Source organism: Enterobacter sp. Acro-832, from assembly GCF_011752745.1.
In the GTDB taxonomy this organism is placed as follows: Bacteria; Pseudomonadota; Gammaproteobacteria; order Enterobacterales; family Enterobacteriaceae; genus Enterobacter; species Enterobacter quasiroggenkampii.
In genome coordinates, this window is record NZ_VWWX01000003.1 from 689,763 (window position 1) to 712,084 (window position 22,322).

At 54.3% G+C, this 22,322-nt stretch carries 24 protein-coding genes and 1 other annotated feature; of the genes, 14 read left to right on the plus strand and 10 right to left on the minus strand.

The genetic code is table 11. The features are described from left to right. The first annotated feature begins 71 nt into the window (after positions 1-71). On the plus strand, positions 72-665 hold the full coding sequence (grpE, locus tag F3J31_RS14735; RefSeq protein WP_032646909.1) for a nucleotide exchange factor GrpE: 594 nt from the start codon (positions 72-74) through the stop codon (positions 663-665). A gap of 52 nt (positions 666-717) precedes the next feature. Here the strand turns inward: grpE and F3J31_RS14740 are convergent, their stop codons facing one another. Both F3J31_RS14740 and F3J31_RS14745 read right to left on the minus strand, forming a co-directional pair. Beyond that, the gene (locus tag F3J31_RS14740) at positions 718-2,004 is read right to left on the minus strand and encodes an HlyC/CorC family transporter (RefSeq protein WP_167213908.1); all 1,287 of its coding nucleotides are present in this window, start codon (positions 2,002-2,004) and stop codon (positions 718-720) included. A gap of 18 nt (positions 2,005-2,022) precedes the next feature. Next, positions 2,023-2,814, minus strand: coding sequence for an inner membrane protein YpjD (locus F3J31_RS14745; RefSeq protein WP_014884879.1), 792 nt, complete (start codon positions 2,812-2,814; stop codon positions 2,023-2,025). Between the two features lie 166 nt (positions 2,815-2,980). On the opposite strand from F3J31_RS14745, the gene ffh reads away from it, so the two are divergent. From ffh to F3J31_RS14780, 7 genes are all read left to right on the plus strand, one after another. Further along, positions 2,981-4,342 carry a signal recognition particle protein gene (gene ffh / locus F3J31_RS14750; protein WP_014884878.1) on the plus strand — a complete coding sequence of 454 codons (1,362 nt, stop codon included), beginning with the start codon at positions 2,981-2,983 and terminating at the stop codon, positions 4,340-4,342. A gap of 116 nt (positions 4,343-4,458) precedes the next feature. Further along, positions 4,459-4,707: a 30S ribosomal protein S16 gene (gene rpsP / locus F3J31_RS14755; RefSeq protein ID WP_003863133.1), complete on the plus strand. Its 249-nt coding sequence runs from the start codon at positions 4,459-4,461 to the stop codon at positions 4,705-4,707. A 15-nt stretch (positions 4,708-4,722) separates the two neighbouring features. After that, positions 4,723-5,262 (plus strand): ribosome maturation factor RimM, encoded by a 540-nt coding sequence (rimM, locus tag F3J31_RS14760; RefSeq protein ID WP_029741020.1) that lies wholly within the window; start codon positions 4,723-4,725, stop codon positions 5,260-5,262. Positions 5,263-5,293: 31 nt separating this feature from the next. Beyond that, entirely contained in the window at positions 5,294-6,061 is a 768-nt protein-coding gene (trmD, locus tag F3J31_RS14765; RefSeq protein WP_008502493.1) for a tRNA (guanosine(37)-N1)-methyltransferase TrmD, read from the plus strand. 43 nt (positions 6,062-6,104) lie between these two features. Beyond that, positions 6,105-6,452, plus strand: coding sequence for a 50S ribosomal protein L19 (gene rplS / locus F3J31_RS14770; RefSeq protein WP_002914145.1), 348 nt, complete (start codon positions 6,105-6,107; stop codon positions 6,450-6,452). Positions 6,453-6,583: 131 nt separating this feature from the next. Beyond that, a complete protein-coding gene (locus F3J31_RS14775; protein ID WP_045909262.1) occupies positions 6,584-6,988 on the plus strand; it encodes a DUF2946 domain-containing protein in 405 nt (134 codons plus the stop codon). A gap of 37 nt (positions 6,989-7,025) precedes the next feature. Beyond that, on the plus strand, positions 7,026-8,396 hold the full coding sequence (locus tag F3J31_RS14780) for a PepSY-associated TM helix domain-containing protein (protein WP_167213851.1): 1,371 nt from the start codon (positions 7,026-7,028) through the stop codon (positions 8,394-8,396). Positions 8,397-8,398: 2 nt separating this feature from the next. On the opposite strand, the gene F3J31_RS14785 is transcribed toward F3J31_RS14780, so the two are convergent. The 4 genes from F3J31_RS14785 to F3J31_RS14800 all read right to left on the minus strand — a co-directional run bounded on the left by F3J31_RS14785 (position 8,399) and on the right by F3J31_RS14800 (position 11,174). Next, positions 8,399-8,884, minus strand: coding sequence for an OmpA family protein (locus tag F3J31_RS14785; protein ID WP_167213854.1), 486 nt, complete (start codon positions 8,882-8,884; stop codon positions 8,399-8,401). Between the two features lie 12 nt (positions 8,885-8,896). Then, entirely contained in the window at positions 8,897-10,117 is a 1,221-nt protein-coding gene (gene dgcN, locus F3J31_RS14790; protein ID WP_045909259.1) for a diguanylate cyclase DgcN, read from the minus strand. Then, positions 10,110-10,661: a YfiR family protein gene (locus F3J31_RS14795; protein WP_205246257.1), complete on the minus strand. Its 552-nt coding sequence runs from the start codon at positions 10,659-10,661 to the stop codon at positions 10,110-10,112. Before F3J31_RS14795 ends, dgcN begins: the two co-directional genes overlap by 8 nt. 138 nt (positions 10,662-10,799) lie before the next feature. Next, positions 10,800-11,174, minus strand: coding sequence for a DUF2799 domain-containing protein (locus F3J31_RS14800; protein WP_167213857.1), 375 nt, complete (start codon positions 11,172-11,174; stop codon positions 10,800-10,802). Between the two features lie 214 nt (positions 11,175-11,388). Between F3J31_RS14800 and aroF the strand changes: the two genes are divergently transcribed. From aroF to F3J31_RS14815, 3 genes are read left to right on the plus strand one after another with little or no spacing between them, the layout of a single operon-like run. Then, positions 11,389-12,459 (plus strand): 3-deoxy-7-phosphoheptulonate synthase AroF, encoded by a 1,071-nt coding sequence (aroF, locus tag F3J31_RS14805; RefSeq protein WP_045909256.1) that lies wholly within the window; start codon positions 11,389-11,391, stop codon positions 12,457-12,459. Between the two features lie 10 nt (positions 12,460-12,469). Next, positions 12,470-13,591, plus strand: a complete 1,122-nt coding sequence (tyrA, locus tag F3J31_RS14810) for a bifunctional chorismate mutase/prephenate dehydrogenase (RefSeq protein ID WP_008502473.1) — start codon at positions 12,470-12,472, stop codon at positions 13,589-13,591. A gap of 60 nt (positions 13,592-13,651) precedes the next feature. Continuing rightward, positions 13,652-14,524 (plus strand): SMP-30/gluconolactonase/LRE family protein, encoded by an 873-nt coding sequence (locus F3J31_RS14815; RefSeq protein ID WP_167213859.1) that lies wholly within the window; start codon positions 13,652-13,654, stop codon positions 14,522-14,524. On the opposite strand, the gene pheA is transcribed toward F3J31_RS14815, so the two are convergent. The 4 genes from pheA to bamD all read right to left on the minus strand — a co-directional run bounded on the left by pheA (position 14,521) and on the right by bamD (position 17,295). After that, complete coding sequence (gene pheA, locus F3J31_RS14820) at positions 14,521-15,681, minus strand: bifunctional chorismate mutase/prephenate dehydratase (RefSeq protein WP_021242003.1); 1,161 nt, start codon at positions 15,679-15,681, stop codon at positions 14,521-14,523. The two genes, F3J31_RS14815 and pheA, sit on opposite strands and share 4 nt — an antisense overlap. Before the next feature lie 30 nt (positions 15,682-15,711). Next, positions 15,712-15,837, minus strand: a sequence feature (Phe leader region). After that, a complete protein-coding gene (pheL, locus tag F3J31_RS14825; protein ID WP_100249759.1) occupies positions 15,789-15,836 on the minus strand; it encodes a pheA operon leader peptide PheL in 48 nt (15 codons plus the stop codon). Its footprint overlaps the feature before it by 48 nt. A 110-nt stretch (positions 15,838-15,947) precedes the next feature. Next, the gene (raiA, locus tag F3J31_RS14830; RefSeq protein ID WP_008502470.1) at positions 15,948-16,289 is read right to left on the minus strand and encodes a ribosome-associated translation inhibitor RaiA; all 342 of its coding nucleotides are present in this window, start codon (positions 16,287-16,289) and stop codon (positions 15,948-15,950) included. 268 nt (positions 16,290-16,557) lie between these two features. Continuing rightward, positions 16,558-17,295 (minus strand): outer membrane protein assembly factor BamD, encoded by a 738-nt coding sequence (gene bamD / locus F3J31_RS14835; RefSeq protein ID WP_023308867.1) that lies wholly within the window; start codon positions 17,293-17,295, stop codon positions 16,558-16,560. 131 nt (positions 17,296-17,426) lie between these two features. Between bamD and rluD the strand changes: the two genes are divergently transcribed. From rluD to clpB, 3 genes are all read left to right on the plus strand, one after another. Next, the gene (gene rluD / locus F3J31_RS14840; protein ID WP_008502468.1) at positions 17,427-18,407 is read left to right on the plus strand and encodes a 23S rRNA pseudouridine(1911/1915/1917) synthase RluD; all 981 of its coding nucleotides are present in this window, start codon (positions 17,427-17,429) and stop codon (positions 18,405-18,407) included. Then, positions 18,404-19,135: a purine nucleoside phosphorylase YfiH gene (gene yfiH / locus F3J31_RS14845; protein WP_167213862.1), complete on the plus strand. Its 732-nt coding sequence runs from the start codon at positions 18,404-18,406 to the stop codon at positions 19,133-19,135. The genes rluD and yfiH overlap by 4 nt, the downstream gene beginning before the upstream one ends. Before the next feature lie 129 nt (positions 19,136-19,264). After that, positions 19,265-21,838: an ATP-dependent chaperone ClpB gene (clpB, locus tag F3J31_RS14850; RefSeq protein ID WP_045909253.1), complete on the plus strand. Its 2,574-nt coding sequence runs from the start codon at positions 19,265-19,267 to the stop codon at positions 21,836-21,838. Positions 21,839-22,322: the final 484 nt, after the last annotated feature.

The following is a 22,322-nucleotide window of genomic DNA, read 5'->3' on the forward strand; positions in this document are numbered from 1 at the left end:
TGAATCCCGGAAACTGATCCCCATAATAAGCGAAGTTAGCGAGATGAATGCAGAAAAACGCGGAGAAATTCATGAGTAGTAAAGAACAGAAAACGCCTGAGGGGCAAGCCCCTGAAGAAATTATCACGGAACAGCACGATGAAGTTGAGGCTGTAGAGCCAGACGCATCTGCTGAGCAGGTGGACCCGCGCGATGAAAAAATTGCGAATCTGGAAGCCCAGCTGGTAGAAGCACAGAATCGCGAACGCGATGGTGTTCTGCGCATCAAGGCGGAAATGGAAAACCTGCGTCGCCGTACCGAGCAGGACGTTGAAAAGGCGCATAAATTTGCGCTGGAGAAATTCGTCAACGAACTGCTGCCGGTGATCGATAGCCTCGATCGTGCGCTGGAAGTGGCTGACAAAGCGAATCCGGACAACGCGGCAATGATCGAAGGTATCGAACTGACGCTGAAATCCATGCTCGACGTGGTGCGTAAGTTTGGCGTGGAAGTGATTGCCGATACCGACGTTCCGCTGGATCCAAACGTTCACCAGGCGATTGCGATGGTTGAATCTGAAGAGATTGAAGCCGGTAAAGTGCTGGGCGTAATGCAGAAAGGTTACACCCTGAACGGCCGTACCATTCGCGCGGCGATGGTGACCGTGGCGAAAGCGAAAGCGTAATTGGCTATCCGTAGTGCCGGGTAGCGGCGTTCGCCTTACCCGGCCTACAACCTTACTCCGCGATACTTTCGCGCAGGGGTTTAACGGGCAGGACTTTCACCTGCTTGATCATATTGTCCTGCACGTCCAGGATATCAATATCGTACTGCTCAATGCGCACCCGCGTGCCCGTGGCCGGAATCTCTTCCAGCGCTTCCAGAATCATCCCGTTAATGGTGCGAGCCTCATCTTCCGGCAAATGCCAGTTAAAGGCTTTGTTGAGTTCACGAATGTTTGCGCTTCCGTCAATCAGCACCGAGCCGTCGTTTTGCGGGGTGACCTCTTCCGCGAGGGAAGGCGACATTGAGGTAGTAAAGTCCCCGACAATCTCTTCCAGAATATCTTCGACCGTCACCAGCCCCTGGATATCGCCGTACTCGTTGACCACCAGGCCGACCTTCTTCTTGTTGCGCTGGAATTTCACCAACTGCGTGCTGAGCGGCGTTCCTTCCGGCACGTAGTAAATCTCGTCGGCGGCGCGCAGCATCACCTCTTTGGTGAACTCTTTTTTCTCGGTCATCAGACGGTAGGCTTCGCGCACGCGCAGCATGCTGATGGCGTCATCCAGCGAGTCGCGGTACAGCACAATGCGCCCGTGCGGGGAGTGCGTCAGCTGTCGGACGATGGCTTTCCAGTCGTCATTGATGTCGATACCGACGATTTCGTTACGCGGCACCATGATGTCGTTCACGCTCACCTTTTCCAGATCCAGCACCGACAGGAGCATGTCCTGATTGCGCCGGGAGATCTGCGAGCGGGATTCATTCACGATAGTGCGCAGCTCCTCTTTGCTGAGCGCGCTGCTGATGGTGACGTCGGCTTTGATTCCCACCATCCGCATCAGGACGCGCGTCACCATGTTCAGCAGCCAGACCAGCGGCATCATCAGGATCTGCAGCGGTGCCAGCAGGAAGCTGCTCGGGTAGGCGACCTTCTCCGGGTAAAGCGCGGCGATGGTTTTCGGCAGCACTTCGGCAAACACCAGCACCACGAACGTCAGCACGCCGGTGGCAATCGCTACCCCGGCGTTACCGTACAGGCGCATCCCGACGATGGTGCCGAGGGCAGAGGCCAGAATGTTGACGAGGTTGTTGCCGATGAGCACCAGGCTAATCAGGCGATCCGGCTTGCGGAGCAGTTTTTCAACGCGACGGGCGGCGCGGTTACCCTGTTTGGCACGATGCCGTAACCGGTAGCGGTTTAAGGTCATCATGCCGGTTTCCGAGCCGGAGAAATAGGCGGAGATGACCACCATGACGATCAGCGTAACGATCAGCGTGGTGGTAGAGATGTGTTCCAGGGGGAACTCCTTTGTTTCTTAGCCAGCAAATTGCTGTATGAAGCGGCTGCCAAAATAGGCAAGGGTGAGAATGCCCGCACCCGCGACGTTGAACCAGACCACGCGACGACCGCGCCAGCCTTCATGATAATGGCCCCATAACAGGACAATATAGACAAACCACGCGATGATGGAGAGCACCGCTTTATCGATATTCTCCACGCTGAACAGGTTCTTCATGTAAAACAGGCCCGTGCAGAGCGTGAGCGTCAGCAGCACCACCCCCACCTGGGTGATGTGGAACATCTTACGCTCAATGACCATCAGCGGCGGCATTTCATGGTTAAAGGCCAGCTTTTTGTTTTTCAGCTGGTAGTCAATCCAGGCGAGCTGCATGGCGTAAAGCGCGGCGATAATAAGCGTCGCGTAGGCAAAGAGCGACAGGCCGATGTGCACCAGCATCCCCGGCGTCGCCTCCAGATGCGTAATGAACTCATTAGGCATAAAGGTGGCGAGGGCCAGATTGATCAGCGCGAAAGTGTAGACAATCGGCAGCAGCAGCCAGCCGCGATTTTTAGACGCGACGATGGTCATTACCGTACAGATCATCAGGCTGACCAGCGAGCCGACGTTGAGGACGCTCAGGTTTTGCACGCTGCCGTCGCCGGGGATGATGCGTGATTCCAGCGCAAAGGCGTGGCTAATCAGTGCGATGACCGCAGAAAGAATAGCCATGCGCCGCCAGCCGCTGTTTTTTTGCAGCAGTCCGGGAACGATCAGCGCGAGGCTGACAGAGTAGGCAACAAGGGCGATCAGTGCGAAAACAGGCATATAGGCATCGACAGTTGTCTTAATAAGAAAGAGAAGCAGTATAACGTTACGTGACGCCTGCTCCAACCGTTGCATAACAACAAAGGCGCCTTCATGTTATACTCCGGCAAAATTCTGTGTATGTGTCGCTCATGGCGGCCCAACGTTTCTACTCAGGCGAGAGACAATGTTTGATAATTTAACCGATCGTTTGTCGCGCACGCTGCGCAACATCAGCGGCCGCGGACGCCTTACTGAAGAGAACATCAAGGAAACGCTGCGCGAAGTGCGCATGGCGCTGCTGGAAGCAGACGTCGCGTTGCCGGTTGTTCGTGATTTTATCAACCGCGTAAAAGAGAAGGCGGTTGGTCATGAAGTTAACAAGAGCCTGACCCCGGGTCAGGAGTTCGTCAAAATCGTTCGTAATGAACTGGTTTCGGCGATGGGCGAAGAGAACCAGGTGCTTAACCTGGCCGCTCAGCCTCCGGCCGTGGTGCTGATGGCGGGCCTGCAGGGTGCGGGTAAAACCACCAGCGTCGGTAAGCTGGGTAAATTCCTGCGCGAAAAGCACAAGAAGAAAGTGCTGGTGGTCTCTGCTGACGTCTATCGCCCGGCGGCGATCAAGCAGCTGGAAACCCTGGCAGAGCAGGTTGGCGTGGATTTCTTCCCGTCCGACGTGGCGCAGAAGCCTGTCGACATCGTTAACGCCGCGCTGAAAGAGGCGAAGCTGAAATTCTACGACGTGCTGCTGGTGGATACCGCCGGTCGTCTGCACGTTGACGAAGCGATGATGGACGAGATCAAGCAGGTGCATGCCTCTATCAACCCGGTAGAGACCCTGTTTGTTGTCGACGCCATGACCGGTCAGGATGCGGCGAATACCGCGAAAGCGTTTAACGAAGCGCTGCCGTTAACCGGCGTGGTGCTGACCAAGGTGGACGGTGACGCCCGCGGCGGTGCGGCCCTTTCCATTCGTCACATCACCGGTAAGCCGATCAAATTCCTCGGCGTGGGCGAGAAAACCGAAGCGCTGGAGCCGTTCCACCCGGATCGTATTGCCTCCCGTATCCTCGGCATGGGCGACGTGCTGTCGCTGATCGAAGATATCGAGAGCAAGGTTGACCGCGCGCAGGCCGAGAAGCTGGCCAGCAAGCTGAAAAAAGGCGACGGTTTCGATCTCACCGACTTCCTTGAGCAGCTGCGTCAGATGAAAAACATGGGCGGCATGGCCAGCCTGATGGGCAAACTGCCGGGTATGGGCCAGATCCCTGACAACGTGAAAGCGCAGATGGATGACAAGGTACTGGTGCGTATGGAGGCGATCATCAACTCGATGACCCTTAAAGAGCGCGCTAACCCGGACATCATCAAAGGTTCCCGTAAACGCCGTATTGCAGCCGGTTGCGGCATGCAGGTGCAGGACGTTAACCGCCTTCTGAAACAGTTCGACGACATGCAGCGCATGATGAAGAAAATGAAGAAAGGCGGCATGGCGAAGATGATGCGCGGCATGAAAGGGATGATGCCTCCCGGTTTTCCAGGGCGTTAATCGCTTTTGAGATTGCTTTTTGCCCGAAAATGAGTAAAATTTTCGGGCTTTTAATATGACACCCGGGCTCCGTTCCTCGATGGGGCCCGGTTGTTTTATTCACACAAGAGGATGTTATGGTAACTATTCGTTTAGCACGTCACGGCGCTAAAAAGCGTCCGTTCTACCAGGTTGTTGTGACTGACAGCCGTAATGCACGCAACGGTCGCTTCATCGAGCGCGTTGGTTTCTTCAACCCACTGGCCGCTGGCGCAGAAGAAGAAACTCGTCTGGATCTGGATCGTATCGCTCACTGGGTTGGCCAGGGCGCTACTGTTTCCGATCGCGTTGCTACGCTGATCAAAGCAGCAAACAAAGCAGCTTAATCTGTCACGGTGGTCATGATGAGCAATAAAGCACCTGTTGAACCGATCGTATTGGGAAAAATGGGTTCTTGCTACGGTATCCGTGGTTGGCTCAGAGTGTTTTCCTCCACTGAAGACGCTGATAGCATTTTTGATTACCAGCCCTGGTTTATCCAGAAAGGCGGTAAGTGGGAAGAGGTCGAGCTGGAAAGCTGGCGTCACCACAATCAGGACATCATCATCAAGCTGAAAGGCGTTGACGATCGTGATGCCGCGAATGCGCTGACTAATTGTGAAATTGTCGTGGATTCGTCGCAGTTGCCACAGCTGGAAGAGGGCGACTACTACTGGAAAGACCTTATGGGTTGCCAGGTAGTCACTACCGAAGGCTATAGCCTGGGGAAAGTCATCGATATGATGGAAACCGGGTCAAATGACGTTCTCGTCATTAAGGCAAACCTGAAAGATGCATTTGGCATCAAGGAGCGGTTGGTCCCGTTCCTCGATGGACAGGTTATCAAGAAAGTCGATCTCACTACTCAAACCATTGAAGTAGATTGGGATCCTGGTTTTTAAATTCTCCGGATAAACGGTAAAAGACGGCGCTATGTGGATTGGCATAATTAGCCTGTTTCCTGAAATGTTCCGCGCGATTACCGATTACGGGGTAACTGGCCGGGCAGTAAAGAATGGCCTGCTGAGCATCCAGAGCTGGAGTCCTCGTGACTTTACTCATGACCGGCACCGTACCGTGGACGATCGTCCTTACGGCGGCGGACCGGGGATGCTAATGATGGTGCAACCCTTACGGGACGCCATTCACACAGCAAAAGCCGCGGCAGGTGAAGGCGCAAAGGTGATTTATCTGTCACCTCAGGGACGCAAGCTTGATCAAGCGGGCGTGAGCGAACTGGCGACGAATCAAAAGCTGATTCTGGTCTGTGGGCGCTACGAAGGGATAGATGAGCGCGTAATTCAAACCGAGATTGACGAAGAATGGTCTATCGGCGATTACGTTCTCAGCGGTGGTGAGTTACCGGCAATGACGCTGATTGACTCCGTCGCCCGGTTTATTCCGGGTGTTCTGGGCCATGAAGCTTCGGCAACGGAAGATTCCTTTGCCGATGGGTTGCTGGACTGTCCACACTATACTCGTCCTGAAGTGTTAGAAGGGATGGAGGTCCCGGCAGTGTTACTGTCTGGAAACCATGCCGAGATACGTCGCTGGCGTTTGAAGCAGTCGCTGGGCCGAACCTGGCTTAGAAGACCTGAACTTCTGGAAAACCTGGCTCTGACTGAAGAGCAAGCAAAGTTGCTGGCCGAGTTCAAAACTGAACACGCGCAACAGCAGCATGAACATGATGGGAATGCGTAATACGCTCCCGAATATCAGTTTACCCAGGATAAGAGATTAAATTATGAGCAACATTATTAAGCAACTTGAACAAGAGCAGATGAAGCAGGACGTACCTTCCTTCCGTCCAGGTGACACCGTGGAAGTGAAAGTATGGGTTGTTGAAGGTTCCAAAAAACGTCTGCAGGCATTCGAGGGCGTGGTTATCGCTATTCGTAACCGCGGTCTGCACTCTGCATTCACTGTTCGTAAAATTTCCAACGGCGAAGGCGTTGAGCGTGTCTTCCAGACTCACTCTCCGGTAGTTGACAGCATTGCTGTTAAACGTCGTGGTGCTGTACGTAAAGCTAAACTGTACTACCTGCGTGAGCGTACTGGTAAGTCTGCTCGTATTAAAGAGCGTCTGAACTAAGATTCGCTTAAGCGACATCCTGTTAGAAAGGGCTGGCCGAAAGGCTGGCCCTTTTTTATCCCATCGCTCCTCTCGCGTTAACCCTTTCGTCATAAATCATTTACAATGCTTGCCTCTTGAATGGAGGGGAAGTGGATAACGTACTGCATCAGCCTGACCGGAAACGCGCAGCGGCTTTGACCGCGCTGTTCGCGATCCTGCTGATCGTGGTAGCACCCCTTATCTCCGTCTCATTGCAGAAAGATCCCATGAGCGCCATGCCGGGCATGCATCATGACATGAGCATGATGTCGATGGACGAGCATCACGGCGATATGCCGCACACGATGCCTGTCGACCATGCGGAAGCGTGCGGCTACTGCGTGCTGTTAGCGCATGTCCCTGGCGTGATGCTGGCGCTCATCGTCCTGCTCAGTGTGGTGCTGCAGAGGCTTCGCGTTAAGCCGCCGCGTCAGGCGGTCAACCACTGGCACTTCTTCCCCTGGCTTTACCCTGATACCCGCGCGCCGCCGCGGCAGTCTGCTTTTTCCCAATAAAAAATATCGATAACTTTTTGCCTTAAAAAGGAAAAGTATGACTACCTGCACCTCGCGCGCGGCATGGGGAAACCTGCTGCGTCGCCTTCATTTCTACGTTGGGCTGTTTGTCGGCCCGTTTATCTTCTTTGCCGCGCTGACCGGGACGCTGTATGTGGCGACCCCACAGCTGGAAAACACACTCTACCGGCACGCGCTCCACGCGGATTCCGTGGGCGAGCCGCAGCCTCTGGCGGAACAAATTGCCGTGGCGGAAAAAACCGTTGGATCAGATTTACGTTTGCACGCCGTTCGTCCTGGGCTGGTTGCGGGCGAAACCACCCGCGTGATGTTCGCTGACCCGAAACTTGGGCCATCGGAGAACCGGGCTATCTTTATCGATCCGGTGAGCCTGGCGGTGCAGGGAGATCTGACGGTATACGGCACCAGCGGGATTTTACCTCTGCGTCAGACTATTGATTACCTGCATACGTCCCTGATGCTGGGCGACATTGGGCGCCTCTACAGCGAGCTTGCGGCCTCGTGGATGTGGGTTGCCGCGCTGGGCGGTATTGCCCTGTGGTTTTATACCCGACCCAAACGACGGATCAACAATCGCTTCCAGAACCGGCGTCGGGTGCACGTGACGCTGGGCTGGGTTCTGCTGGGAGGAATGCTGCTGTTCTCCGCAACCGGCCTGACCTGGTCCCAGTGGGCTGGCGGGAACGTGGATAAGCTGCGTGCAGAGATGAACTGGCTCACCCCGCAGGTGAACACGACGCTATCCGGCCAACATGAGGTTATGGATGAACATGCCGAACACCGTGGTCATCACGGTGGGATGATGATGCCGGAAATAGCGATGGATCTGACGCAGTTTGACGGGGTGTTAAGCGCGGCACGTCACGCGGGGATTGATGCCAGCAAGCTGGAGATCCGCCCGGCGAAAACGAGGGATCGTGCCTGGACCGTGACGGAAATCGATCGCAGCTGGCCGACCCAGGTGGACGCCGTCGCGGTAGATCCCCATACGATGCAGATCCTGGACAGGACCCGATTCGAGGATTTTCCGTTAATGGCAAAACTGACCCGCTGGGGCGTGGATTTCCATATGGGGATCTTATTCGGCCTGGCAAATCAGCTGCTGCTCGTGGCGTTCGGCCTCGCCCTGTGCGTGCTCATTATCTGGGGATACCGGATGTGGTGGATGCGTCGTCCTGCGCAATCGGCAGTGAGTCCGGTACAGACGCTGTGTCAGAGCTGGCTGGCGCTGTCAGGATGGGGAAGAGGCGTTACGGTGATAACCAGCGTACTGTTGGGGCTGGCCCTGCCGGTAATGGGCGTGAGTATGGCGCTGTTTGTTCTGGTGGACTGGCTGCGCTGGCGAGCGGCAACCAGGCTGACGCTCGCCGATTCATCCGCTAAATAACCCTATGGCGTGCTGATCACCACTGCGACGCGGCGGTTTTCAGCGCGCCCTTGCGGGGTACTGTTGCTCGCAACCGGGTATTTTTGACCTAATCCCCGCGTGGTGAGATTGCTGCGCGGGATATTGGCCCCCTTCGCCCAGGCGTCGGCCACGGCGTTGGCGCGTTTTAACGACAGCGCTTCGTTGTAGCTTTTTTCCCCGTAGTTATCCGTGTGACCGTCCATTCGCGCGTGGTTCAGGCCGGTTTCGGCCAGGCGAGAGGCCATGGACTGGATCTGCGTTTCACTTTCCGGGCGCAGTCGGGCGTCATTTTTATCAAACAGGATGGTGTCCGACATGCCAAGCGACCAGTCACCGTTCAGTTCGTTAAAACCGTAAGACTTCATCGCCGCAATTTGCTCAGGAGTGAATTTGCCTTCCGGCGGCGACTGACAGCCTGCCAGAACCAGTGAGGCCAGTACTAACGGCGCGAAGTAACGTTTTAACATAGTGTATCCTTTCTAACTTATTGTTTTCGTACGCTGGTTTTTAACCTGGTACATATTGCGGTCAGCCCTCTCCAGTAATGCTTCCACGGAAGCATTTTCCCACGCCAGAGCAAAGCCAATGCTGAGTGACATCGATGCTTTTTGTCCGTTATGAAGATCAAACGGACGGATAAACTGCTGCGAAAGCGCAGCACAAATGTGTTGAACCTCAAGCTCAGAGTGAACGCCGTACAGCACCATGGCAAATTCGTCTCCGCCAAGACGGTAAGACTGATGACGTTTGTCGCCAAACTCCATCATCCTGCTGGCGACTTCGATGAGCACACAGTCTCCTGCTGCGTGTCCCCAGGTGTCGTTAATAAACTTAAAATTATCACCGTCGAGGAAGAGCAGGGCCGAGTTTGTTCTGGCTGAAGGGTCGTTCATTAATGCCGCAATGCTGTTACGAAACGCCGCGCGGTTGGCAAGACCGGTAAGCGGGTCGTGCATGGCGGTCCGCAACAGCTGAGCGTTCTTCGCCTGAAGCTTCAGTTGCCACTCTTCCATTTCGTCCAGAAGACTGTTGAAGTCCTCGCCAAACTGGTGAAATTCTTCGATACGGCCGTCTTTCACCCGGCGGGAGAAGTTGCGGTTCGTGCGTACGTCATGCACGACGTCGGTAATGTTCTGCAGGGCCGTGACCATTCCACGATGCAAAGACTGGGTAATGATGAGCGCGACGACGGCGGCAAAGAGAATGCAGCCGGTCAGTACGGCAAACGACGTCCAGATGAAATGGCTGATCAAACTGTCGCGTGCGGTAAGGCGGATTTCGCCGATCGTTAAGCCGTTATGCATGATGGGCTGCGCAACCGGTACGGGGAAAAGCCAGCGACTGACCAGCGCGCCCAGCGTGTCGTTGTTATCCTCCGGGTTCCAGGACCAGTAGGCGAACCGCTTTTTATGCGCGTTAATCACCTCCGCTGCGGCAAACTGCCCCTGTTTGCCCAGGGCGGCAAGCGTTTCGTTGGCCGCCAGCGAGTCGTTGAAAACCAGCGAGGCTTCCAGGCTGTGGCTCATTGTGGCGCCGGTTAATTCGAGATTCTTTTGCGCGTATTGTTTTAACGTCACGACGGAAGCAAAACAGAGCAACAGCCATATTAACGTCATGGTAATAATGACGCTTATCATGCTGTTTCGCCTCAACGTTCTTTTAAACGTCGGACGTGGCGTTGATGTGAAATCTTTATCCATGCTGCTTATTCCGTGCCAGCATTAATACATCCGGATTGACTCTTACGCCACTGCGCGTCAATGCATCCAGGTTGACGGAAAACCGTACCTGGCCGCGATCGATCATCAGGCAAAAGGCACTGCCAATTACACATTCCGGATTTTGCTCTGAGATTAATAGCAACGCTCTGCCCTGATATTGACTTATTAATTCAAGTTGTTTTGCCGGTGATTCAGACCCGAAATATATCGCATCGCACGTCGCGGCCAGGGCTTCCCGATCGTTACGTACAATAACGGGAGTATAGGGTAACTCGTTGTGCCCTTCGTCGCCGCTGAGCGCGTGTGTATAGTGAGAAGTGGCATAGACGCAAAGTCTGGGCTGCCCGGATAGTGACGGCCATCGTGTATAGCTCACAATGCCTGAGACAATAGAACGTACCGATTTATCCGTTTCCGTAAGCGTGCCTGCCGTCGCTGGGCCCACCATAAGGAACAGCATTATCACCAGAGTGAGTCGGAAAAAAGAGATCAAGAATAAATTTCTCACCAGAATCCGCCACATCGCTCCGGAAATAGATGTCCTTAAGAGTTGCGGGCAGAATACCATTGTTTATCAGAGCCGTCATTATGTCAGAAATAGCCTCAGGCCAACCTAAGCTAAATCCTACTGTTGTTTATTTTCCGGTGGTTAAAAGCAGACTTAATTGAGTCTGCTGGAACGCATACCTTCATCCATTCCTTTTTGCCATAACGCACGCAGTTTTGTCGCGTTTTCGACAGTATCGCAACTGGCAGGGAAAGATTTGCCCGCTAATCCCCAGGCGTGAATAAACCCTTCTTCGCAGACTCTCTTCTGACCATCGGCATAGCCGCGAAGATATTCGCTACGATCAACGTGGGTGTCGTTAAAACTATCGGCCAGGGTCTGGTTATCTTTAACCGGCAGGCCATTCATGGCGTCTTCTTTACCGGCATCAAACCAGGATGGACTGGTCCAGTCGGGCTGGAAGGTGTAAGGATTGATCTGGCAGCCCGTTAAAAACAGCGACAACAGCGTGAGAGCAATTGAACGCATAGCCATTCTCCTTTTTTCTTCAGCATAGCCTGGCTTAAGAAAATATGTCTGTAATTTAAACTTTACGTTTTTATCGGCTGATTTTTGCAATAAATTGGCTTATGTAAACTAATGTGTACGTATTTTGGATTGAAATGTTTACTTTTTATGGTATCGTGGTCTCACCTCATTGAGGAAAACAACTATCGCAAACGAGCTTTACAGGATCGCCATCATGCAAAAAGACGCGCTGAACAACGTACATATCACTGACGAACAGGTTTTAATTACTCCGGATCAACTGAAAGCGGAATTTCCGCTGAGCGTCGCGCAGGAGGCTCAGATTGAGCACTCGCGTCAGACCATTTCAAATATCATCGCCGGCCGCGATCCGCGCCTGCTGGTGGTGTGTGGTCCTTGCTCCATTCACGATCCTGAAACCGCCATTGAGTACGCTCGTCGATTTAAAGCATTAGCGGAGGAGGTCAGCGATAGCCTCTATCTGGTGATGCGCGTCTATTTTGAGAAGCCACGTACCACCGTCGGCTGGAAAGGGTTGATTAACGACCCGCACATGGATGGCTCGTTTGATGTGGAAGCAGGTCTGAAGATTGCGCGTCGCCTGCTGGTGGAGCTGGTCAGCATGGGGCTGCCTCTGGCAACCGAAGCGCTGGATCCGAACAGCCCGCAATACCTTGGCGATCTGTTCAGCTGGTCCGCGATTGGCGCGCGTACCACGGAATCGCAAACCCACCGCGAGATGGCGTCTGGTCTGTCGATGCCGGTTGGTTTTAAAAACGGTACTGATGGCAGTCTGGCGACGGCGATCAACGCCATGCGCGCTGCCGCCATGCCGCACCGTTTCGTCGGTATCAACCAGGCGGGCCAGGTCTGCCTCCTGCAAACGCAGGGCAACCCGGACGGTCACGTGATCCTGCGCGGCGGGAAAGCCCCGAACTACAGCCCGGCGGACGTGGCGCAGTGTGAAAAAGAGATGGAGCAGGCGGGACTGCGCCCGGCACTGATGGTAGATTGCAGTCATGGTAATTCGAATAAAGATTACCGTCGCCAGCCTGCGGTTGCGGAATCCGTGGTCGCACAGATCAAAGATGGCAATCGTTCGATTATCGGTCTGATGATTGAGAGCAATATTCATGAAGGCAATCAATCATCTGAACAACCGCGCAGCGCCATGAAGCACGGCGTCTCCGTGACGGATGCCTGCATCAGCTGGGAGACCACCGATGCGCTGCTGCGTGAGATCCATAAAGATTTAAACGGCCATCTGGCGACGCGTCTGGCTTAAGAGGGTAGTTATGGTTGCTGAATTGACCGCACTGCGCGATCAAATTGATGAAGTGGATAAGGCGCTGCTGGATCTGCTGGCGCGCCGCATGGCCCTGGTTGCCGAAGTCGGTGAGGTGAAAAGCAAATACGGCCTGCCGATCTACGTCCCGGAGCGCGAGGCCTCCATGCTGGCCTCCCGTCGCAAAGAGGCGCAGGCGCTGGGCGTTTCGCCGGATTTGATTGAGGATGTTCTGCGTCGCGTGATGCGGGAGTCCTATTCCAGTGAAAACGACAAGGGCTTCAAAACCCTTTGTCCGACCCTGCGTCCGGTGGTGATTGTCGGCGGTGCAGGACAGATGGGGCGCCTGTTTGAAAAAATGCTGACCCTTTCTGGTTATCAGGTGCGCATTCTGGAAAAAGAGGACTGGGCCCAGGCGCCGGAACTCATGAAAGATGCCGGAATGGTTATCGTCAGCGTGCCGATCCACGTGACGGAGCAAATCGTCGGGAAGCTGCCTCCTTTACCGAAAGATTGCATCCTGGTGGATCTGGCCTCCGTCAAAAATGGTCCGCTACAGGCTATGCTGGCGGCGCATACGGGGCCGGTGCTGGGTCTGCACCCAATGTTTGGCCCGGACAGCGGCAGCCTGGCTAAGCAGGTGGTGGTTTACTGCGACGGTCGTCAGCCGGAAGCCTATCAGTGGTTCCTGGAACAGATTCAGGTATGGGGCGCACGGCTGCACCGCATCAGCGCGGTTGAGCACGACCAGAACATGGCGTTCATTCAGGCGCTGCGCCACTTTGCGACGTTTGCCTACGGCCTGCATCTGGCGGAAGAGAACGTGCAGCTTGAACAGTTGCTGGCGCTCTCTTCACCTATCTATCGTCTGGAGCTGGCGATGGTCGGGCGTCTGTTCGCGCAGGATCCGCAGCTGTACGCGGATATTATTATGTCCTCGGAAAATAACCTGGCGCTGATCAAGCGCTACTATCAGCGCTTTGGTGAAGCCATTACGCTGCTGGAGCACGGAGACAAACAGGCCTTTATCGACAGCTTCCGCAAGGTCGAGCACTGGTTTGGCGATTACGCGCAGCGTTTCCAGAATGAGAGCCGGACGTTGTTGCGCCAGGCAAATGACAGTCGCCAGTAATGTGATGATGTATATACTGAAAGCCAGCATTGCTGGCTTTTTTCATTTTGGGGAACTGTCATGGCCGAACCGCAGCTGCTGTTGAATTACACCGGGCATTTGCCTGAATGCCCGACGTGGAGCGCCGACGAGCACGCGCTCTACTGGGCCGATATTCTGGAAGGAGAGATCCACCGCTACCATCTGCCGACGGCGGAACACACCGTGCTTTCTTTCCACGAGGAGGTGGGCTGTTTCGCGCTTCGCGAGCGCGGCGGGTTTATTGTCGCCATGCGCAATGGCATCTGGCTTGCCGATAAGCATGGCCTTCTGCAGCGCAAGGTGTGCGACAACCCCTCTAACCCGCAGCTGGCGCGTTTTAACGATGGGGGTACCGACCATCAGGGCCGGTTCTATGCGGGCACGTTCTGGGGACCCGGAGATTACAACGGCGCCCTGCTGATGCGCATCGACAACGACCTGACGCCGAAGGTGATCCAGTGCGATATTCACGGGCACAACGGCTTAGCGTTTAGCCCGGATAAGCAGTGGATGTTTACCTCAGACACGCCAAACGGTGTGATTTACCGTACTCCGCTTGATGAGCAGGGCGAACCGGGTAAGCGAGAGGTGTTTCGTCAGTTTAAAGAGGGCGAGGGGATACCGGACGGCGCGGCGATGGATGTGGATGGCTGCTACTGGAGCGCGCTGTTTGACGGCTGGCGCATCGCGCGTTTTTCACCGCAAGGGGAGCAGCTGGAAGAGTATCGCATGCCGGTACGTTGCCCGACGATGGTTTGCTTTGGCGGCGATGATATGAAAACGCTGTTTATTACCACCACGCGGGAAAATATGGATGCGGAGGAGGTGGCGAAATATCCGCTCTCCGGGGCCATCTTCACCCTGCCGGTGAGCGTGGCAGGGATGAAGAAAAGCCGTTTTATCGAACGTTAGATCGGATCGACCGGGACGACGTTTTCGCTCGGGTAGCAGCCCAGCACCTTCATGGAACGCGTGATCTCGCCCAGCTCGCGCAGGGCTTTCTGCATGGAAGCAGACTCCAGGTTGGCCTGGATATCGAGGTAGAACATCTCTTCCCACGGGTTACCGTGGATTGGGCGCGATTCCAGCCTGGTCATGATCAGGTTGTGATTACGCAGTACCAGCAGGGCTTCAACCAGCGCACCGGCCTGTTGGCCGGTAGCCATCAGCAGCGTGGTTTTGGCCGGTACCTGGTCAGACACATTGATTGCCTTGCGGGCCAGCACCACGAAGCGGGTAATGTTTTGCGTCTGGTTTGCCAGGTTGCGTTCCAGCACCTGTAAACCATACAGCGCGCCGCCCGCTTCGCTGCCGAGCGCCGCGACGGTGGGAGAGTTCGCCTGGGCGACTTTTTCCATCGCCGCCGAGGTGCTTTCGGTGTACTCAATTTTCCAGTTCGGATAGCGGTTCAGGAACTGGCTGCACTGCTGGAACGGCTGCGGGTGGCTGTAGACGGTTTCGATCGTGTTCAGGTCCGTTGAACCGGAGACCAGCACGCAGTGATCGATAGGAATCGTCAGCTCGCCGACCAGCGACAGGCTGGTGTGCTGCAGCAAGTCGTAGACATCGTTGATGGCGCCGGAGCTGGTGTTTTCAATCGGCACCACGGCGTAATCCGCCTGGCCGGTCTCGACCTGGTTAAAAATGTCGGCAAACTTCGCGCAGCCGCTTTCAATAAATTCTTCGAAATGGCGAGCGGCATACTGACGTGCGGCCAGGTGAGAATAGGAGCCCTTTGGCCCGAGGAAAGCGATACGCGCAGAGTGCGGATTGGTTTTATTGAGATGCTGCTGGAGTAGCGCTTGCTGGGTCAGAACGGAGTCTTCGATGATGAGCTGGAACAACCGGGTGATGTAGTGGGCATCGAGGTGATGCGCTTTGCCGAGCTGAATGAGCCGTTCCAGCAGATCCCGCTCGCGGTCGATATCACGGACCGGACGATGGGAGTCCAGCTTGGCTTTACCCACTTCAACGGCAAGGGCGCGGCGTTCGGCCAGCAGCGCCAGCAGTTTCTCATCCAGCGCACTGATTTTTACTCGCAGATCCAGTAACGGGTTTTCCGGTGTCATAGTGTTGCCTGTCTCATCTTATCGTTATCAATAAAAAAGGCCCCCCGGTGTGGGAGGCCTTGTTGTTCGTCTTCGCATTCTTTATCACACGACGAAACGCCTCCCTTTCAGGGGAAGGTAAAAAAGAATGCGAAGAAGAACGGCGTAAGTTTCATAAAGTCATCCTGTGAGTGATACCGTTAAAGTACCCGTACTGTTTTCACCCTGTCAATAAAAAACAAAAAACGCGCCCGAAGGCGCGTTGGCGGTACACTCAATTTAAAGGATTACTCTTCTTCAACTTCTTCCGCGAAGCTGGCGTCTTTCACCGACGTTGTGGCGCGACGGGCTTCACCTTTGTGTTGCACTTTATTGAGCTGCCGTTCCAGCTTGTTGATCAAATCGTTAATCGCAGTGTACATATCCTCATGTTTTGCGCTGGCGACCAGATGGCCGTTTGGAGTATTGATAGTTGCGTCAGCGATGAAACCCTGCGGCTCCTTGGACAGGATGATATGTGGATTAATCAAATGTGTTTGCCATTTATCCAGTTTGGCGAGACGGTCTGCGACGTGCTGGCGAATTGCCGGAGTAATTTCCATTTGTTTACTGGTAATGTTCATTGTCATAAATTTTACCTCTTGTCTTTCCGTCTTGGTGATTCCAGCATACCCGACCTAATGTCAAAATGTGTGATTTAGATCACGTTATTTTGTCGGTTTTTGTCAGGGAATCTTTTTTGTGAGGCAGGGCAGGAAGAGGTGAGATTTACCTTGTAGAAGGCATAAATTGGGGCCATAGTTGACAGGATGTGTTGAGGCTAACGCGCTTCAGCGACGCTCAGAAACGAATAAAAAAACGGCAGCCTTCGGGCTGCCGTTTTGCATTGAGGCAAAATCAGGTGTTGCTGCTGTTCGCGGCGATGATTTTCGCCACTTTTTCAGCCTGAGCGGTCATCTGCATCTGACGGTAAGCATTTTCCATCAGCTTCAGGCCGTCGCGCGTTGCCTGAGTATCCGGGTAATCACGCAGCATACCTTCTACGCGGTTAACCACGGCAACCCATGCGCCACGGCGGGTATAATATTCCGCCACGGAGTATTCATATTTCGCCAGACGATCTTTCAGGAACACCAGACGTTTGGTGGCGTCGGTCACGTACTGGCTGTTCGGATAGCCGCGCACCAGCTTGGAGAAGTCATTGAAAGCATCACGCGCATGCTGCGGGTCACGGTCGGAACGATCCACGCCGAAGAAGCCCTGCAGCGCACTGTCGTCCAGCGCCATGTTGGTGAGGCCGCGCATGTACATCACGTAGTCGATGTTAGGATGAGTCGGGTTCAGACGCATGAAACGATCGATGGTTGCCTGAGCCAGCGGCAAATCGGCATTTTTATAGTATGCGTAGATGAGATCTAACTGTACCTGCTGCGAATACGGACCAAATGGATAGCGATTATCCAACGCTTCCAGTTGCGTTATCGCCTGTTTCCAGTTACCGTCCTGCAACTTTTGTTGTGCAGTCGCATAGATTTCATTCGGCGGATTGTCAGGGACCTGTTCATTTGAACCGGAGCAGCCCACCAAAGCCAGGCTCAACGTGGCCGCTGCCACCAGATATTTCATGCGCGTCATGACGTTTTGACTTTCCTCAAATGTTTGTCCGGGAGAAACTCTGTTCCTGCTCCCGATTAAGACCAGCTACAATAGCACACTATATTAAACGGCAAAGCCGTAAAACCCAACGTTAAACGAAGAAGCAGTTTATGGCACAACGAGTAGAACTCACCGCAACAGTCTCCGAAAATCAGCTCGGTCAACGCTTAGATCAGGCTTTGGCCGAATTGTTCCCTGATTATTCGCGTTCACGCATAAAAGAATGGATCCTTGACCAGCGCGTGATGGTAAACGGCAAGATCTGGGACAAACCAAAAGAGAAGGTGTTAGGTGGGGAAGCTGTCGCCATCAATGCTGAAATCGAAGAGGAAATCCGCTTCGAGCCGCAGGATATCCCACTGGACATCGTCTATGAAGATGATGACATTCTGGTGATCAACAAGCCGCGCGACCTGGTTGTTCACCCGGGTGCGGGAAACCCTGACGGTACGGTACTTAACGCACTTCTCCATTATTATCCGCCGATCGCGGATGTTCCGCGCGCGGGCATCGTGCACCGTCTCGATAAAGACACTACCGGTCTGATGGTGGTGGCGAAGACCGTTCCTGCTCAGACCCGTCTGGTGGAGTCGCTGCAGCTGCGCGAAATCACCCGTGAGTATGAGGCGGTAGCCATTGGGCATATGACCTCTGGCGGGACGGTAGAAGAGCCTATCAGCCGTCACCCGACCAAGCGAACCCATATGTCGGTGCATCCGATGGGTAAACCGGCGGTGACGCACTATCGCATTATGGAGCATTTCCGTATCCATACGCGTCTGCGTCTGCGTCTGGAGACCGGACGTACCCACCAGATCCGCGTGCATATGGCCCACATTACCCATCCGCTGGTGGGGGATCAGGTCTACGGTGGTCGTCCTCGTCCGCCTAAAGGCGCATCGGATGAGTTCATCAGCGTATTGCGTAAATTCGACCGTCAGGCGCTGCACGCGACCATGCTGCGTCTTTACCATCCTATCACCGGCATTCAGATGGAGTGGCATGCGCCTATCCCGCAGGATATGGTGGACCTTATTGACGCCATGCGTGCCGATTTCGAAGAACATAAGGATCAAGTGGACTGGTTATGACCAAACTGATTGTCCCGGAGTGGCCATTGCCTGCCGGCGTGGCTGCCTGCAGTTCAACCCGTATTGGCGGTGTTAGCCAGGGCGCGTGGGCGTCGTTGAACCTCGGCGCACACTGTGGCGATAACCTGGAACACGTGGAAGAGAACCGCAGGCGTCTGTTTGCTGCGGGGAACCTGCCTTCAAATCCGGTCTGGCTGGAACAGGTTCATGGCAAGGCGGTGCTGAAGTTGACTGGGGAACCCTATGCTTCTAAACGTGCTGATGCCTCTTACAGCAATACTCCGGGAACCGTTTGTGCCGTAATGACCGCCGATTGTCTGCCAGTGCTGTTCTGCAATCGCGCAGGCACCGAGGTGGCTGCAGCACACGCGGGCTGGCGTGGACTGTGTGAAGGCGTGCTGGAAGAAACCGTCGCCTGCTTTAAGGATGAGCCCGCCAATATTATGGCCTGGCTTGGCCCGGCCATTGGTCCTCGCGCTTTTGAAGTGGGGCCGGAGGTTCGCGAAGCCTTTATGGATAAAGATCAGCAAGCGGTGGACGCCTTCCTGCCTTCTGGAGATAAATATCTGGCCGATATTTATCAGCTTGCTCGTCAGCGCCTGAACAGCGTCGGCATAACGCAGATCTTCGGCGGCGATCGCTGTACATTCACCGAAAAGGGTGATTTTTTCTCTTATCGCCGCGACAAGACGACGGGGCGTATGGCAAGTTTCATTTGGCTGATATAACCTAAAGAATCAAGACGATCCGGCACGTGCCGTTTTCTTTTCACATAATTCAGGTCATTAACCTTGAATAATTGAGGGATGACCTCATTTAATCTCCAGTAGCAAATTTGACCTGTTATGGGAGGAGTTATGCGTCTGGATCGTCTTACTAATAAATTCCAGCTTGCTCTCGCCGATGCCCAGTCCCTCGCACTGGGGCACGACAACCAATTTATCGAACCTCTTCATTTAATGAGCGCCTTGCTGAATCAGGAAGGGGGATCGGTACGTCCTTTATTAACGTCCGCTGGCATTAATGCTGGCCAGTTACGCACCGCTATCGATCAGGCGCTGAGCCGTTTACCGCAGGTCGAAGGGACCGGCGGCGATGTTCAGCCGTCGCAGGATCTGGTGCGCGTCCTGAACCTTTGCGACAAGCTGGCGCAAAAACGTGGGGACAATTTTATTTCGTCAGAGCTGTTTGTTCTGGCGGCGCTTGAATCACGCGGTACCTTGACCGACCTGCTGAAATCTGCCGGTGCGACCACCGCCAATGTGACTCAGGCGATTGAGAATATGCGCGGAGGTGAAAGCGTGAACGATCAGGGAGCCGAAGACCAACGTCAGGCTTTGAAGAAATTTACGGTCGATCTGACAGAGCGTGCTGAACAGGGCAAACTTGACCCGGTGATCGGCCGTGATGAAGAAATCCGCCGTACCATTCAGGTGCTGCAGCGTCGTACCAAGAACAACCCGGTACTGATAGGTGAACCGGGGGTCGGTAAAACCGCCATCGTTGAAGGGCTGGCGCAGCGTATTGTGAACGGTGAAGTGCCGGAAGGTCTGAAGGGCCGCCGCGTACTGGCGCTGGACATGGGCGCGCTGGTGGCCGGTGCGAAATACCGCGGCGAGTTCGAAGAGCGTCTGAAAGGCGTGCTTAATGACCTGGCGAAGCAGGAAGGCAACGTTATCCTGTTTATCGATGAGCTGCACACCATGGTTGGTGCCGGTAAGGCAGACGGCGCGATGGATGCCGGGAACATGCTGAAACCTGCGCTGGCGCGCGGTGAACTTCACTGCGTCGGTGCCACTACGCTGGATGAGTACCGTCAGTACATTGAGAAAGATGCTGCGCTGGAACGTCGTTTCCAGAAAGTGTTTGTTGCCGAGCCAAGCGTTGAAGATACCATCGCGATCCTGCGTGGTCTGAAAGAGCGCTATGAACTGCACCACCATGTGCAGATCACTGACCCGGCCATCGTTGCGGCGGCGACGCTTTCGCATCGTTACATTGCTGACCGTCAGCTGCCGGATAAAGCGATCGACCTGATTGATGAAGCGGCGTCGAGCATTCGTATGCAGATTGACTCGAAGCCGGAAGAGCTGGATCGACTCGACCGACGCATCATTCAGCTCAAGCTGGAACAGCAGGCGCTGAAGAAAGAGTCTGATGAAGCCAGTAAGAAACGTCTCGATATGCTCAATGAAGAACTGGACGATAAAGAGCGCCAGTATTCTGAGCTGGAAGAAGAGTGGAAAGCCGAGAAAGCTTCCCTTTCTGGTACGCAGACCATCAAAGCTGAACTCGAACAGGCAAAAATTGCCATTGAGCAGGCGCGACGCGTGGGTGACCTGGCGCGAATGTCTGAGCTGCAGTACGGCAAAATTCCTGAGCTGGAAAAACAGCTTGAGATCGCGACGCAGTCAGAAGGTAAAACGATGCGTCTGTTACGTAATAAAGTGACGGATGCCGAGATTGCGGAAGTGCTTGCCCGCTGGACCGGTATTCCGGTGGCGCGCATGCTGGAAGGCGAGCGTGAAAAACTGCTGCGCATGGAGAACGATCTCCATAATCGTGTGATTGGCCAGAACGAAGCGGTTGAAGCGGTATCGAATGCTATTCGTCGTAGCCGTGCAGGGCTGTCCGATCCGAACCGCCCGATTGGTTCGTTCCTGTTCCTGGGGCCGACCGGTGTCGGTAAAACCGAGCTGTGCAAAGCGCTGGCTAACTTTATGTTCGACAGCGACGATGCGATGGTGCGTATCGACATGTCCGAGTTTATGGAGAAACACTCCGTCTCGCGTCTGGTCGGGGCGCCTCCAGGATATGTGGGTTATGAAGAAGGTGGGTACCTGACAGAAGCAGTGCGTCGTCGTCCTTATTCCGTCATCCTGCTGGATGAGGTGGAAAAAGCGCATCCGGATGTGTTCAACATCCTGCTTCAGGTGCTGGACGATGGTCGTCTGACCGACGGGCAGGGGAGAACGGTCGACTTCCGTAATACGGTTGTCATTATGACCTCGAACCTGGGTTCCGATTTGATTCAGGAACGTTTCGGTGAACTGGACTACAGCCATATGAAGGATTTGGTGCTGGGTGTGGTAAGCCATAACTTCCGTCCGGAGTTCATCAACCGTATTGATGAAGTGGTGGTATTCCATCCTCTGGGTGAGAAACACATTGCGTCGATTGCGCAGATCCAGCTGCAGCGTCTGTACAAACGTCTGGAAGAGCGTGGATATGAAATTCACATCTCCGACGATGCGCTGAAGCTGCTGAGTAAGAATGGTTACGATCCGGTGTACGGTGCGCGTCCATTGAAACGCGCTATCCAGCAGCAGATCGAAAACCCGCTGGCGCAGCAGATCCTCTCCGGGGAGCTGGTTCCAGGCAAAGTTATCCGTCTGGAAGCCAACGACGATCGCATTGTGGCAGTGCAGTAAGTCACAAAACGCAAAAACGAGCCGCTTGCGGCTCGTTTTTGTTTAAAAACCAGGCGAAAATTGAGGTCTGGAGTCGGTTTTGCCTGGAAAGTGAGCAGTCAGTAAATAAATTTCACTTTATCCTTGCAGGTTCAGAATTACTCCCTATAATGCGCCTCCACTGACACGGAACAACGGCACACACGCCGCCGGGTCAGCAGAGAAAAGCAAAAATAAACGCTTGACTCTGAAGCGGGAAAGCGTAATATGCACACCCCGCGCCGCAGCGAAAACGAAGCGGCACTGCTCTTTAACAATTTATCAGACAATCTGTGTGGGCACTCAAAGTGACATGGATTCTTAATGTCTTCGGACAATAAATGAATACCAAGTCTCTGAGTGAACATGCGTAATTCATTACGAAGTTTAATTCACGAGCATCAAACTTAAATTGAAGAGTTTGATCATGGCTCAGATTGAACGCTGGCGGCAGGCCTAACACATG

Coding starts and splice junctions, on each gene's coding strand:
- grpE (WP_032646909.1), top strand. CDS start 72: ATGAGTAGTAAAGAACAGAAAACGCCTGAGGGGCAAGCCCCTGAAGAA.
- F3J31_RS14745 (WP_014884879.1), bottom strand. CDS start 2,814: ATGCCTGTTTTCGCACTGATCGCCCTTGTTGCCTACTCTGTCAGCCTC.
- ffh (WP_014884878.1), top strand. CDS start 2,981: ATGTTTGATAATTTAACCGATCGTTTGTCGCGCACGCTGCGCAACATC.
- rpsP (WP_003863133.1), top strand. CDS start 4,459: ATGGTAACTATTCGTTTAGCACGTCACGGCGCTAAAAAGCGTCCGTTC.
- rimM (WP_029741020.1), top strand. CDS start 4,723: ATGATGAGCAATAAAGCACCTGTTGAACCGATCGTATTGGGAAAAATG.
- trmD (WP_008502493.1), top strand. CDS start 5,294: ATGTGGATTGGCATAATTAGCCTGTTTCCTGAAATGTTCCGCGCGATT.
- rplS (WP_002914145.1), top strand. CDS start 6,105: ATGAGCAACATTATTAAGCAACTTGAACAAGAGCAGATGAAGCAGGAC.
- F3J31_RS14780 (WP_167213851.1), top strand. CDS start 7,026: ATGACTACCTGCACCTCGCGCGCGGCATGGGGAAACCTGCTGCGTCGC.
- F3J31_RS14785 (WP_167213854.1), bottom strand. CDS start 8,884: ATGTTAAAACGTTACTTCGCGCCGTTAGTACTGGCCTCACTGGTTCTG.
- dgcN (WP_045909259.1), bottom strand. CDS start 10,117: ATGGATAAAGATTTCACATCAACGCCACGTCCGACGTTTAAAAGAACG.
- F3J31_RS14795 (WP_205246257.1), bottom strand. CDS start 10,661: ATGTGGCGGATTCTGGTGAGAAATTTATTCTTGATCTCTTTTTTCCGA.
- F3J31_RS14800 (WP_167213857.1), bottom strand. CDS start 11,174: ATGCGTTCAATTGCTCTCACGCTGTTGTCGCTGTTTTTAACGGGCTGC.
- aroF (WP_045909256.1), top strand. CDS start 11,389: ATGCAAAAAGACGCGCTGAACAACGTACATATCACTGACGAACAGGTT.
- tyrA (WP_008502473.1), top strand. CDS start 12,470: ATGGTTGCTGAATTGACCGCACTGCGCGATCAAATTGATGAAGTGGAT.
- F3J31_RS14815 (WP_167213859.1), top strand. CDS start 13,652: ATGGCCGAACCGCAGCTGCTGTTGAATTACACCGGGCATTTGCCTGAA.
- pheA (WP_021242003.1), bottom strand. CDS start 15,681: ATGACACCGGAAAACCCGTTACTGGATCTGCGAGTAAAAATCAGTGCG.
- raiA (WP_008502470.1), bottom strand. CDS start 16,289: ATGACAATGAACATTACCAGTAAACAAATGGAAATTACTCCGGCAATT.
- bamD (WP_023308867.1), bottom strand. CDS start 17,295: ATGACGCGCATGAAATATCTGGTGGCAGCGGCCACGTTGAGCCTGGCT.
- rluD (WP_008502468.1), top strand. CDS start 17,427: ATGGCACAACGAGTAGAACTCACCGCAACAGTCTCCGAAAATCAGCTC.
- yfiH (WP_167213862.1), top strand. CDS start 18,404: ATGACCAAACTGATTGTCCCGGAGTGGCCATTGCCTGCCGGCGTGGCT.
- clpB (WP_045909253.1), top strand. CDS start 19,265: ATGCGTCTGGATCGTCTTACTAATAAATTCCAGCTTGCTCTCGCCGAT.